Here is a 15,018-nt window from a genome sequence, read left to right as displayed (position 1 = left end):
TCACACTTTCCAAGTATCCATTTTAGGTTTCAGCATGCCTTTCCCGGTAATCGCTACATTCTCACAAGCAATAGCATAGACCAGCGGAGAGTAATTATAACATTCCATACCCTCCCATGAAGTCATTACAGCAGGCAGATAATCAGATGGGTTGTCCGTAAAACATAACACAGCATTTTCCGATAAGTATAAGTTGACATTACTTTTCAAATACACAAGGCCAGTCAACCATTCTCCTTAAGGAATTACAACTCTGCCGCCACCTGCTTTATGGCAGGCATCGATGGCAGCAGCTATCGATTTTGTATTGTCTGCTATTCCCCCTTTCACCGCACCAAAACCTACAACTGAGAAATTCCGGTTGGGATATACATACTCTTTAATGGGCTCCATCTGAAAAGGAGCCTTCACTTGTACCTCTTTATATTGTCCCCAAACCGCAGGCATAGAAACGAGAGATAGCCCCAATGCAACTAAAAAGATTTTCACTGAATTCTTCTTCATAATTTCTTTATCATTATCATACTATAACAGTGAGGGATAGATTCTTTCTTTTGACCGAAAAAAGCTATCCCCTTCTATTAAACACCAATTAGAAACTGCCAGTTAAAGGTTATTTCTCCGCAGGCATATCCGCCGTTGTCGGCCAATACGGATTCTGATACAACGGTGACAACTCAATCGAACTGTAATCCGAAGACGTCAGCAGAAACTGCTTGACAGGCATAGGTTGCAAGTAATGCGCCATAGACCAAGTATAACCGTTGCGATAAAGATTACCCGAAGTCATATTCTTCTGGTACGGGCGCAGATACTCACTCAGTTCAGGGCTGGAAACTTTGGACGATGAACTGCCATTGTAGTCAGTTGCAGTAAAGTTATACCAATTCTGCATGGGAGTATTCCACAAATGGAAACCTTCGATGTGGTAGTTTTCAGCCTTCAACTGGTCGAGCGACCTCCAACGAGTAAGATCCATCCAGCGAAGTCCTTCGGCCATCAACTCACAACGGCGTTCGCGGCGGATATTATAAAGCACCGCATCAGAAAGTAACTGTCCCGCGGTATAAGCCCCCCAGTCCAGTTTTTCTTTCGAAATTTCAGTAGCGGCAATAGTGGTTTGCGGATCAATAGCAGCACCTTTAAACCCAGCTTTTTCACGAATGAGTTTCCAATATTCGAGGATTTTACCCGAACTGATGCTACCGGTAAGCATATACTGTGCTTCGATATAGTTGAGGAATGCTTCAGTAGCGCGGAACACAATAGAGGCAGTATATCCCTTGTGATTTCCGGCCAAAGCCTTATCGAATGTTCCACCTTTGCGCAACGTATATCCGGTGGTATAGAGACAGTCGTCAGCACCGTTGGTAATATCGGGCTTAGGTTCTACTTCAACAAACATATCACCAATGCGGTCATCCATATTAATGAACACGTTGATCTGTCCCGGCTCTTTGAGGAAAATTTTCAGTCGTGGGTCACGATTGGTACGGACAGCAGATAAGGTTTCGTCACTATACTCATAACCAGTGTGCTGGGCATAAATAGGTTTGCCGTCTTCCATAAGGAAACCTTCAACCATGCTCCGGGTAACGCCGACAGCGTAGTTACCGCGGTTGACTGCCGTTTCAACAGCATTCTGAATCCCTAGTGCACGACTGTATTCACGCCACAACAGTACTTCTTTAAAACCGCTCATGTCGATATTCCCGAAAAGCTTGAAGTAAGGATTCACAGGGTCGGTAGCCGATTGCGGAATTTCACCTGTATTTTGCACTAAGTCTCCTTTATATTTCTCGGCAATGATTTCAGCTGCTTTTGCAGCTTCTTCAAAGAAGAATTTCGCCTCGTTCTCGATGCTTCCTGTAGGATATTGATAGCCGGCATTATATTCTTTCGCTTTGCCGGGCCAGCCTTCGCCATTGGGAACAAACGGAGTACCTTTAAAGTTGGTGAGCCACGAACCTTCGAACAATGCTACGCGTGATTTCATCAAGATAGCGACATCCTTGGAAATACGTGTGTGGCGACTTTCAAAGTTATCACTCATATAATCAATAGCCATATCAAGGTCTTCGAGGATGAAACGGGCTACTTCATTGCGAGGCATCCGCTTACAGGCAGCCACCAAAATTGCCTCGTCATCAGGAAAGACTTCTTTCACGATAGGCAAATCACCCCACATTCTGAGCATCGCAAAATAACGGAATGCCCGGAAGAAGTAATGCTCACCGATGTAGTGGCGGATGTTTTTATCGGCACCCGATATCTCTCCTTTTCCATACCTGTCGAGTATTGTACCCAATTGATAGTTGATATTGCGAACGGCACTCCACGACCAGTTACCGTTATCCATTCCCACTTTCCATTGCCCGATGGCATATTTGCTGTCACCGCTTCTTCCTGCCTGATTGTCAGTATGAACATCTGACTGGAATGTTCCGTAGTTGCCCCCGTGCGAAGGCAAGAGATCCGTGTAAAACTTATTGGCGCTGGCCAAAATCTGGTCTTCCGAACGATAATAGTCTTCGGGAACAATATAGGAAGGAGGTTGCTTATCTAAAAAGTCTTCACATGCCGTCAATGCCGCTCCCACTATAAACAGTGGAAGCACTCTCTTTATATATGATTTGATATTTACTTTCATTGCTGTAAGATTTAAAAAGTTAAACTTAAACCGCATGACAGGGTCATGGACAACGGATATCCATTACCATTACGGGTACCGATAGTTTCAGGATCAAACTGATCGACCAGACCTGTCAGTGTGAACAGGTTTTCGCCCGAGAAATAAACACGCACCTTCTGCATACCCCATTTCGTGGTCAAAGTAGTGGGCAGAGTGTATCCTATTTGCAAGTTCTTCAGACGGAGATACGAAGCATTTTGCAGATACTTGGTCTGCGTTGTAAGATTCTTGCTGCCCACAGGCCGTGGCAGGTATGAGTTGATATTTGGTGTGGTATATCCTGCTTGTACTGACCAGGTATTCTCGTCACGGAAATAATCATCGACACCTATAATACCGGCTGAATTCCACAAATCACCGGTATAGCCAAACATATAGGCACTTCCCTGCCAATAATCGCGTTTCAGAACTCCCTGAAAGAAAATACGTACATCAAATCCTTTCCATGCGGCATTCAAGTCGACACCGAAACGGTAGCGCGGCGTGCTGTTACCTATTACCCTCTTATCACCCAAATCATCCAGTGTCTCGCTACCTTTAGAAACCCGCCCGTCACCATCTATGTCCTTATACATGATGTCACCGGCTTTCCAGTTGCTTCCAAAATTACTTTGTCCCTGCAAAGGAGTGGAAGGAGCTACTCCATGATATGCTTCGTACGCTTTGTCCAAACTCTCCAAGTGAGCCTTCATCTCCTCATCTGTTCTGGCTATACCGATGGTTTCATAACCCCATATTTCATTGATGTAGCGCCCTTCATTATACATATAGATATTGCCTGTAGGGTTATTGGGATAACGTAGTATCTTGGTACGCGAATCGGACAACAGTAACTTGGCCGAATATGACAAGCCATTTTTCAAGACATCCCGCCACATTACGGACAATTCCCAACCATGCGTACGAAGGTCGGTATTATTTGTTTTCGGAACGTCAGTACCCAATATATTAGGTAAAGCAGGTGCGTTCCCCACCATATCTTTCGTATTACGCACGTAGTAGTCGAACGAACCCGACAATCTGTTTCTGAACAGACCTAAATCCAGACCAATGTTATAAGTCTCTATCGTCTCCCAAGTCAAACTCTCGGACACCAAACCGGGAGCAGTGGCAATATTGGGCTTTATACCGTTTTGCAACCAACCTCCGGCTGATGATTGTGCCGAAAGCGTCTGATAAGTATAATACCAGTTATCAGTATTCTGGTTTCCAAGGCTTCCGTAAGAACCTCGAATCTTCAACATGTCAACAGTAGAGGATAATGGTTTGAAGAACTCTTCCTGCGCAATATTCCAGCCAACGGATGCCGAAGGGAATGTTTTCCATTGATTGCCTTTACGGAAACGCGATGAACCATCGGCACGAACATTGACTTCGAACAGATACCGTCCCTTATAGTCGTAATTCAAACGACCGAAGAATCCAACGGTCGACCATTCCTTACGTCCTCCGTTTACACTGGGTGTAATGGGATTTCCATTAATATCAAGTCCGTTAGTCAGATCCACTTCCGGTTTTGAATTAATCATAATTCCGTTCCGTTGCAGACCGAATAAGGTTTGTTTCAGATTCTCTGCCTGAAAACCGCCCAGAATGTGGAAGTTGTGGCTGTCGGCCAATGAGAATGAATACTCGGAACGTGCATTGAAGTTGAAATAATTTTCTTTCAGATAGTCTTCATGCACATTCGAACTGCTTTTGCGATAATACGGTGCACCACTCAGGTCGTGGTTGATATACGGCTGGCTATCCCAATGACGGTTGGCCGATTTGATGCGATAGTTAAAGTCCACACTTGTCACCCAATTCTTCACGGGCTCTATTTCCAAGCCGGTCTGAAAGTAGAAATGATCGGTTTGCTTTTTGTCCGAACCTCCTTCCGCCAGCGCAGCTACCGAAGTATCATCACTATAATAATAGTATCCGTTGCGATCGTAGAGCGGCAGGATAGGCCATGCTTTAAATGCCAGCGCTTCGTAAAAATAATCGGTCAACGCCGAAGGACGTACATAGTCTTCGCGGGTGAAACGCATGTTCATGTTAAACTTCAACCAATCGGTAATCTCGGAGTTGATCTTGGCAGTGGCTGTGAAGCGTTGCAGGCTTTCTTCACCGATATTCAACAATCCATCCTGATCGAAGTAGCTGCCCGAAGCATAATAATTAAACTTTTTACTTCCTCCGCTGGCACTCACATTATGTTCCTGCGAGAAAGTATGGTCTTTGTAAACCACATCATAGTAGTTCACGTCGTCGGCTCCGGTAGAAAACCCTCCATACCATTGTCCGCTGGCCTGTGCTTCGATGGGATAAACGATAGTTCCGTCAGCTGTCATACGCTGTCCCGGTGCATAGGGCTTTGCATTCTGCCAGGTTATTAATCTGTCCATATATGCTTCATTGAAGCGCGGACTTCCCCCGTTGTTGGTCAGCGCATCGTTTATCCACGAGGCAAACTGCACGGAATTCATCATCTCCTTCTTGTTTATAGGGCTACCGAAACGGAAACTGTTGTTGTAGTTGATAGAGGTTTTTCCATCTTTAGTTCCGCTTTTTGTAGTGATAAGAACTACCCCGAAAGGGGCGCGCGAACCATAAATAGAAGAAGCGGCGGCATCTTTCAGAACAGAGATATTGGCAATATCCTGCGGGTTTATGCTATGCAACTCACCCTCCATACCGTCAATCAGAATCAACGGTGCTCCGCTGGTACCTTCACCAATCGTTGCCGTTCCACGTATATTGATACCGGGGCGACTTTCGAGACTACCGTTGGTAACGTCGATATTCAAACCGGGAACCAATCCCTGAAGCGCCTGTGTAGCATTTGCAACGGGGCGTTCCTTTAACTCATCACTTGACAACGTACCGACAGCACCGGTAAGGTTTACTTTTTTCTGCGTACCAAAACCTACCACCACCACTTCGTCCAGCATCTCCGTGTCTTCCTTCAGAGTGATGTTGACAGACTTTCCGGAAATTGCTTGCACTTCTTGCGACTTATATCCTATATAGGAAATAAAAAGCGTTGCACCCGGTTTCACCGAAAGAGAAAAGTTACCATCAATATCGGTAATCGTACCATTGGACGGATTGCCTTTTTCTACAATACTGGCACCGATAACGGGGCCCATGTCATCATTCACCGTACCTGTAACTTTGATTCGTTGTTGTTGCACTCTCTGTACACTGGGACCACTACTTTCAGCCCTCATTGCAAGAGGGTGTGCAGCAATAAAACCTGTACAGAGCAATAAAGCTGCAAGCGTCTTACGGTTGTTCTTAAAAGAATCTGATTTCATTGTTTTCCTTTTAACTAATTAGATAATAATAAGGTTAATAGAATCTCAAAACTTCGTCCCCCAAAAAAGGGATGCGCAAAGATAACATCCCCCTTTAAAAAAAGTAGGGGACAAATTCGCCTTCAGGAAAAGGTAAATCGGTCATGAACATTTTACCACGGACTTTGACGAATCAGTCCCTGTATCAGACACCAAAATGCCGCCTTCTTCTGGTTCAGCAGACCCCATTCCGTCCCACACTAGCCAAAAAGTATCTTCGCTTTAATCAAAAAGTTATCATAAATGAAGAAAAAAGTTTTCTACATCGAACAAATTAGTGTATATTGCAACTGCAATTATATATTTGTAAATTGCAAATATATAAATTCAACGCACAAATTTATATTCGCAATCTACAAATAAATATTTTTATTCGATTTGAAAAAGTTTTCTATTAAAGAAAAGGATATTTATAACAGACCTAAAGTAAGTTTCCTCCTTGTATGTAACAGACAGGAGACCTATAATAACTAAATACACACTATAATGGCCGAATACGAAATGCAGGAACTGAACCTGCCCAATAAAGAAGGAAAACGAGTACTCTACCCCCGCCTTGTGCAACGAGGTCAGGCAGACACGGATTACATTGCCAAGACACTGGCACAAAAAAGCGCTTTCAGCAAAGGAGATGTCATAGGTTTACTACAAGAACTGGGTGAAGAACTGGCTTATCAGATGGGACAAGGGAAATCGGTAAAATTGGACGGAATAGGCACTTTCGTTCCTTCACTGGCTTTACGCGCAGACAAGGAACGGGAAACAGGCGAAGAAGACAGCACCCGCCGAAATGCACGGAGCATCATAGTAGGAAGCATCAACTTCCGTGCAGAAAAAGAACTTCTACGCAATACCAACTACAATTGCGAACTGGAACGCTCGCAACAAAAATTCCATCGGTCATCGCAAAAGTACAGCCCCGAACAACGGTTGGAAAGGGCACAACAGTATCTTACCCAGCATCCCTTTATGACGGTAAGTGACTATGCCAACCTGAACGGACTGCGCCACACTACCGCCTCACTGGAATTGAGAAAATGGGCGGAACAACCGGAAAGCAACATCGGCACTTCGGGACGGAGCACACACAAGGTTTACGTCCGCAGGTAAATTCGTCAAACAACAGGGACAAATCAGGCAAAACCGCGATTAAGAGTATATGCAATAGAGATTTATCATATCTTTGTTACAGAGACAAACATTTAAAACCCATAAACAATCATGCGCACATATACGTACCTCTTGTCTTTCTTCACCTGTCTGCTGCTACTGGCAAGCAAAAGTATGGCACAACCTTATACCCTGCGTCACCTGGGCATAGAGGACGGATTATCGAACAATTACGTAACCAACATCGTACAAGACAGCCAAGGATGCATCTGGATAGCAACGGAAGCCGGACTGAACCGTTTCAACGGAAAAGACTTCACTGTTTACAATACCCACAACTCCAATATTGCGGGCGATGCGCTAACCAGATTACTGTACGATCCGGAAGAAAACAAACTGTGGATAGGAGCCAAAACAGGAATAAGCCTGCTGGATTGCAGAACACAAGAATTTGAGCAGTCCACTCCTTTTGATAGTATAGACATGAACAACAACATAGTCTCTATCTCACCGGCTGCCGATGGAGGCATATGGGTTGCCAACCATTACGGGAAAATAGTACACTACAACAAGACAAGCGGAAAAGTAACCACCCTTTCGAGAGAAAACATCCAAGGATTACCTCATTCACATTGGTCTGTCTTCGATAATGGCAAGGGGCAATTATATGTAGGACACTCTGGTGAAGGTATGAGTATCATCGACCTGAAAAGCGGAACTCTGAAACATTATCAGAATGATCCCCACAATCCTAAAAGTTTGCCGGGAAGCAGCGTTTACAGCATCTGCATAGACCATCTCGAAAATATCTGGATAGGTACCAACCAAGGATTAGCACTTTATAATCCTGTGACAGAAGAGTTTCAGATATTCAGATACGAAGCCGGCAATCCCGCTTCTCTCATATCCGACCACGTATATGAAATAAAAGAAATGCAGGACAACCGGCTTTGGATTGCCACCGACATCGGCGGAATAAGCATACTCGACCTGCGCAACATCACCTTTATGAACCCGAAAGACCTCAAGTTCCAGAACATCACCAATACGTACGACAAACATGGACTTTCTTCGGGAAATATCCGAAGCCTTTTTCAAGACTCATTCGGAAACATCTGGATAGGGAACTATAGCAATGGGGTGGACTTTATCAGCCACATGCAACCCATTTTTCACACACTTCCGTACACGATAGAGAAAAAGCAGATTATCAAATATAAATCGGTATGGGGTGTTCATGTCGATGAAAAGCAACAAATATGGCTGGGTAGCGAAAACGAAATTGCTATGTTCAAAGATGGCAATCTGAAAAAGAAGTTCGACATCACTGCTCACCTTTCCAGAACGTATGCTCAAATCTTTACCATACACAGCTGTAACGAAAATCTTTTTCTGGGACTGTATGATGACGGACTGTTGAAGTTCGATACCCGAACGAACTGTATAACCCGCATCGATCTGGGACAAGATTACGTAGACGTCAACACACTGTACGAAGATGAAAACGGAAAGCTATGGATAGGTACGGAATATGGGCTCGCAAGCTATGAAAAAGGGATTCTACGCAGAGAAAAAGAAATAAATGACCAGATATCAAACCTGTCCGTCTACAGTGTTTTGCATGATCGGCAAGGCAAGTTATGGGTAGGCAGTTACGGTTCAGGCATCTTCGTTTTCGACAAAGATAATAAATGTATAGCCCGACTTAGAAGCAAGAATGTTTTTTGTTCCAATACTATCAATCAACTTTATATAGATACCAAAGGGGGAATATGGGCGGCAACCCGGAACGGAATCGGATATATTAAAGACACCAACCACCCTGAAAATTTCATCGGATACAAATATGGGGATGGCCTGGAGGACACCTACGTTCATGCCTTGCAAGAAGATAAAGACGGGAATATATGGTTCAGTACAGACAAAGGTATCTCTTGTTGGAATAGGGAACAAAATAAATTCGATAACTATGATTATCGGAATGGAATACCTTTAGGCAGCTTTACAGACGGCTCCGCTTATGCCGCACAAGACGGTACACTCTATTTCGGCTCACTGAACGGTGTCTGTTACTTCAATCCGCAGGATATATCAAAAGAAAATCAGGTTGCTTCCGTACAGATAGTAGAGTGCAAAGGCATCAGCAGCCGCATGGAAGGCAGCAGTGACGAGACACTTATCTTGTCGGACAATGGAACGATAGAGCTACCTTATGACCGGAACTCATTCAGTATCACTTTTATGATTCCAGACTATTCGCAAAGTCAGGTGGTGGAATATGCATATATGATTGAGGAATTAGGAAACACATGGACCAATACACAGGGAGAGAATCAGGTAACCTTCCGAAATCTGTCTCCCGGGAAATATACTTTCAAAGTAAAAGCACGCCTGCGCAACCATGACTGGGACGACAATCGCATTGCTACCATGAAAGTGCATATTCATCCTCCTTTTTGGTTGGCATGGTATGCCAAAGCATTATATATCTTACTGATTGTTACAGGAATATATGTCTGGTTCCGCTTCTATAAGCGTAAACTAATGCTTGAAAATTCTCTTGAGCTGGAACGCAAGAAAAGTCTGAATGAACAGGAACTCAATAATGAGCGCCTGCGTTTTTATACCAACATCACACACGAACTGCGCACCCCGCTGACCTTAATCCTTGGTCCGCTGGAAGACTTGATAAATGACTCAAACCTATCAACTTACTACAGCAACAAGGTCAAAGTGATTCACAGCAGTGCCATCCGGCTGTTGAACCTTATCAACCAGATACTGGAATTCCGCAAAACGGAAACCCAAAACCGGAAGCTGACGGTTGCTAAAGCTGATTTAGGCAATTTAGTCACAGAAATAGGTTTGCGTTACAAGGAACTGAACCGAAACGAAAAGGTCAAATTCCATATTCAGGTACAGCCCAAAGAAGCCAAGCTCTACTTTGACGCTGACATTATCTCTACAATATTGAACAACCTGTTGTCGAACGCCATAAAATATACACCCGAAGGGGAAATCAACCTGATAATGCATCAGATAGACGATAAAGACAACCGATATATGGAGATAGTGGTCAATGATACCGGATATGGAATAGATGCTGACGCACTCCCGCATATTTTTGACCGCTACTATCAGGTCAAAGGCAAGCATCAGGCATCCGGTACAGGTATCGGTCTGGCCTTAGTCAAGTCATTGGCAGATTTGCATGAAGGTACGCTATATGTGGAAAGTGAAATAGGCAAAGGCACAACTTTTACCTTCCGCATACTGGCAGAGAATACCTATCCGGATGCATTGCATAAGGAAGAAAAGGAAACTGTCATTCAAGAGGAAATAGAAAAGCCCGAAGAAGAAAAAGAAGATACGGACATCCGCCCGATGATACTTGTAGTAGAAGATAACGATGATATTCGCGAGTACATAGCCTCTTCTTTCAGTAGCAACTACCGGATTATTACCGCCATCAATGGCAAAGAAGGTTTGGAACAAGCTCTAAACCAAATTCCGGACATCATCATCAGTGACATCATGATGCCGATAATGGATGGAATAGAGCTATGCAAACAAGTGAAGGAAGATATACGCACCAGCCATATCCCCGTCATCCTGCTCACAGCCAAAGATTCCATCCAAGATAAAGAAGAAGGATACGAAAGTGGTGCAGACTCCTATCTGACCAAACCCTTTAGTGCCAAGCTGTTGAACAGCCGTGTGCACAACCTGCTGGAATCCCGCAAAAAGCTGGCACTTATAGTAGCCAACCGCACCAAAGAGTTGAAACCGGAACAACAGGAAGAAACCATCAAACTAAATAAGCTGGATGAAGAATTCCTAACCAAATTCACCACCATCGTAGAGGAGAATATAGACATGGAAAAGATGGACATGTCCTTCATGATGGAGAAAATGAACATGAGCCATTCCACACTCTACCGGAAGATCAAGAGCCTGACCGGAATGTCAGGCAATGAACTCATCCGGAAAATCAGACTGAAAAACAGTTTGCGGTTACTGATGGAAGAAGGGCATAATATTTCAGAAGCAGCCTATGCAAGCGGCTTCAATGACCTTGGATATTTCCGCTCTTGCTTCAGGGAGGAATATGGAATGGCACCATCGGAATATATCAAACAATCGATACGTACGAAAGAGTAAATTGTCTTCTTGATATGCTGCATTTTCAATCAACCGGGAATGATAAATTTACTATGGAGAAGAAAAATGAAACGGACATCCTCTCTACTTGAAAGAATGTCCGCTCTCTATAAATACTACCTACTGAAAACTGTGACTAAAAAAACTACCCTTTGTTTATTAATACCAATCTTATGTTAATCTATAACCTATTGTCGATGTTGCAAAGATAGGGTGAAATTTCTATTCTGTAGTAGCACAATTGTTTCATAAAAGGTGATAAATCAGTCAAAATACACTTTTTCCATGCATCAAAGTAGTCTATACCCACTAGTTACAAGAAAACTTCTATATTTAGTTTCTTTCCCTCTGCGTCAATACGCAGTTCTTGTTTTGCAGCATCATACTTCCATGAAACAGAATTCTTCACCTTCTTCACAGATGGCATATTCTTTAAAACAAGAGTATATTTCTGTGATGTGATACTGTTGACTTGCAGTTTGCCTTTCTGTTCATCGTAAGTCACCAAACAATCTTCATACTCAATGCCATCTCCGCATGGTAGATGTAACAAACGAGTAGTGACCCCATTCGGATAAATCATAACAGTTCTACGCCCTGCCATTGAAGCATCTCCCAGTCCGGTTAGTCCATTGGTTACATTCAGTGGTAGAATAGCTCCTGCTTTTACAAACAAAGGAAAGCGCTCTAACGGATATGCTTCCTCAATCAGACTGCCCGGAGCATATTTCTTCCCATCATAGAAATTAATCCATTCTCCTTCGGAAGGAAGATGAAACGATGCATGGTTATCATCTGACGTAATAGCCTTGGTAAACAAATAATCTCCTACCTGATGACTTTCTTCTTCATAAGAAGCATTCTTTATCAAAGAACCACCATACAAATGTGCATCCACAACAGTTGAGAAAAGATAAGGAATCAGCTCATTGTGTAATACGACACAATAACGATAGATATCTTCCACATCTTTTCCATGCCACCAAGGCAGATGATTGCTGAAAGCACCATTTTCACCACCATTAATCATACAAGCAGTCATACAACCAAATTGTGCATACCTCACAAACTGCTCTTTATTGGAACGCTTCATGAAAAAGCCTGCAACCTCACACCCCGGTGAACCATAACCACGTTTTGCAGACTGATAAATATTCTGAATTTGCAGTTTCAAACCTTTCCAGTCACCGGAGAAGTCTCCACACCAACCCATATTCATCTTTTCTACACTCGCTGCATAACCTCCCTGATGAGAATAAGGACGAGCGATGATGATGCCTTGCGGATTTTTCTTCACCGTATAATCATACATCGCATCATAATAATAAGGACGGAACTGTTCATTACTCATCTGCCCGATAGAAGTGTCGAGAATATCGCCAAACCAAAATTCTCCCTGGTCAACTTTCCAACCGTAAACTCCGTCGATAAAAACTTTATCCAGCTGCTTATACCACCAGTCCACCGCCTCCTTATTGGTAAAATCAATATGTACACCTTCTCCTTTCCACCAGGTATGTGGCTCACTCTTATTTATGCCATATCCCTTGGAAACGACTTCGTCGTACGTATCGCTTTTCTGAAAACGGGTATCCTTACACTTTATATTAACTGCTCCCGTAAGCCAGAGAAGTACCTTCACATCTTTACTTTTAAAATAATTAATCATCTCCTTCGGGTCTGAATAGCGTTGCGTGTCCCAATTAAAATCATTATAAGTCGTACTCCAAGGGCTATCAATTATAACGGCCCCTACCGGAATTTCACGTTGCAAATACCCCTCAACCAAAGCTTTAGCGCCTTCTGTTGTATTAATGCTATCTTCCCATGCTATATGTTCAAAGGCCCACGCCGGAGTAATCGGCGGATTTTGAGCTTTGATAGACACACCTATTAGAATCGAAATTGCAAGTAATAAAATTTTCTTCATATTATTTTGTTTTTCTATATTATTGTGCATAACCTTCATTTTGCCTGAACTCTATATTCAGAACTTTATAACTATTAATGGTAGACAAAGGCACCGGACGATTAATGTGATAGGGTTTAATTCCTATACCGTTTACGCCATTATCCGGATTCGTGTCGGGATTCTTTTCCTTAATCCATTGGCAAAAGGCATCTTTATCCAATGCACGCTTCAGCATCTGCCATCTAAAAAGTTCTCCTCCCAGTTCACGGGCACCTTCATCCAGAATAAATGGTATATTGATATCTTCCGGATTCACAGTCAATGCCTCTTCGTGACCAGGTATCAAAGCCCGTTGGCGAAGCTCCGTTATTACTTGTGCAGCTTCATCCTCTCTGCCCAAACGAATATAAGCTTCCGCCAGCGTAATATAAACTTCTCCCAACCGAATCAGTATGGCATCCTTATAAGCATATTCCTGTTTTGCAGTTGAGCGACTGGTATCCAACCATTTTATCACATTATTGGCACAACTGCGTACATTGGAATTACTCAAGACTGCTCCCGTCTGAGTATCATAGATATCGGCTATATCATCACAGATAATTCCCCTACTCTCATAAGCCGCCTTAACTTCCTGAGGAAGAACATCGAGTGCACGGATCAATAAAGTGTCTGAGAAATCGGGTAGTTCGTTCCAATCGTCTGTACGGCAATAGCCTGATATGAAAGTCGCATCCCGACGTTTATCATATTTATTGAATACATTGATAAAATAATAGGTAGGCATCACTGCACGATATTCACGTCCGTAGAATACGCTATGCGCCTGCAAGCCATTGATTGTTTTAGAATAAGACCGTACCGAACGATTTACCTGTGAGACCCAATAACGGTGGATAAAATTGTTCTGAGCATCAAATGTTGTGTTACCATATTGTATGGACCAGATTATCTCACCATTTTCAGTATTATCCGGTGAAAAGATACGGCTGAAATCATTTTCTAATTTATACCCGTAGTTATTCTTTAATTCTGTAGCCACGCTCACCGCTTCTTCATAACAGTGCCTTTTGCTTTGCATTCCAACTTCACCGATCAATGCCTCGTCATAAGCCGCCAAAGACATCAAAGCACGCATACGAATAGCCTTGGCAATGCCCTGATCCATTCGTCCGAAGCTTGACGACCGCACTTCAGAAGGAGATTTCAAACTCTGATCTGCAATCTCCAAATCAGCAAAAATACGCTTATAAAAAGTAGCAATCCCCGGCTGAGTCCCTTCTATCTCTTCCGGACTGGTAATAGGTGTCTCGGCATAATATGCTGCGGGTCCATAGATTTCAACTATCTGATGCAAATAGAAAGCACGCAGGGCATGGGCTTCTGAAAGAAGTTCACTTCGTCTGCTTTCTGAATGAAAGTCTGCAGCATTAATTGAATTAATACTCGTATTGATAGTGGAAAGTGCCACATACAACCATTTCCAAAGACCTTCATTACTGCCATTATCAATCATGTATGTATCGGTATAAGTAATCAGCCCTTTCCAATAGTCACGTACATTACCCCCATAAGCCATCAGGTCATTTCCCAGTTCTCCTACCATGAACCACTGTTCCAGAAGTTCAGTATTAATCTGGTACAATGAAAGTAACTCAGCCTCAGCACCTTTTTCCGTCTGTGCATACGTATCATTAATAGATCCTTTCGGGGTTTCTTCCAGAAAGTTGTCACATCCACAGAATGTCATTAATAAGGACAGACAAACTGAATATAATTTATAATTGAGTTTCATATCGTTC

The 15,018-nt window shown here is 43.1% G+C and carries 6 protein-coding genes and 1 pseudogene; 2 read left to right on the top strand and 5 right to left on the bottom strand.

Annotated features, from left to right (window positions below):
• Positions 1-3 precede the first annotated feature (3 nt).
• From DW036_RS09920 to DW036_RS09910, 3 genes and pseudogenes are all read right to left on the bottom strand, one after another.
• Positions 4-504 (bottom strand): annotated as a pseudogene (locus DW036_RS09920) (glycoside hydrolase family 28 protein); the annotation flags it as partial.
• A 109-nt stretch (positions 505-613) separates the two neighbouring features.
• Positions 614-2,650 carry a RagB/SusD family nutrient uptake outer membrane protein gene (locus DW036_RS09915; protein WP_118463764.1) on the bottom strand — a complete coding sequence of 679 codons (2,037 nt, stop codon included), beginning with the start codon at positions 2,648-2,650 and terminating at the stop codon, positions 614-616.
• An 11-nt stretch (positions 2,651-2,661) separates the two neighbouring features.
• Positions 2,662-5,994, bottom strand: a complete 3,333-nt coding sequence (locus DW036_RS09910; protein WP_118463761.1) for a TonB-dependent receptor — start codon at positions 5,992-5,994, stop codon at positions 2,662-2,664.
• 525 nt (positions 5,995-6,519) lie between these two features.
• Here DW036_RS09910 and DW036_RS09905 point away from each other — a divergent pair.
• Complete coding sequence (locus DW036_RS09905; RefSeq protein WP_118463758.1) at positions 6,520-7,143, top strand: HU family DNA-binding protein; 624 nt, start codon at positions 6,520-6,522, stop codon at positions 7,141-7,143.
• Positions 7,144-7,254: 111 nt separating this feature from the next.
• Positions 7,255-11,304 carry a two-component regulator propeller domain-containing protein gene (locus tag DW036_RS09900; protein WP_118463755.1) on the top strand — a complete coding sequence of 1,350 codons (4,050 nt, stop codon included), beginning with the start codon at positions 7,255-7,257 and terminating at the stop codon, positions 11,302-11,304.
• A 313-nt stretch (positions 11,305-11,617) separates the two neighbouring features.
• On the opposite strand, the gene DW036_RS09895 is transcribed toward DW036_RS09900, so the two are convergent.
• Positions 11,618-13,234, bottom strand: a complete 1,617-nt coding sequence (locus DW036_RS09895) for a TIM-barrel domain-containing protein (RefSeq protein WP_158585956.1) — start codon at positions 13,232-13,234, stop codon at positions 11,618-11,620.
• Positions 13,235-13,253: 19 nt separating this feature from the next.
• Complete coding sequence (locus DW036_RS09890; protein ID WP_229114823.1) at positions 13,254-15,011, bottom strand: RagB/SusD family nutrient uptake outer membrane protein; 1,758 nt, start codon at positions 15,009-15,011, stop codon at positions 13,254-13,256.
• Between the last annotated feature and the right edge of the window lie 7 nt (positions 15,012-15,018).

Origin of the sequence: Bacteroides sp. AF39-11AC, assembly GCF_003474285.1 — a bacterium.
Lineage (GTDB): Bacteria > Bacteroidota > Bacteroidia > Bacteroidales > Bacteroidaceae > Bacteroides.
The sequence above is the reverse complement of the archived record's forward strand: the minus strand, read 5'-3'. Positions and strand labels throughout refer to the sequence as shown.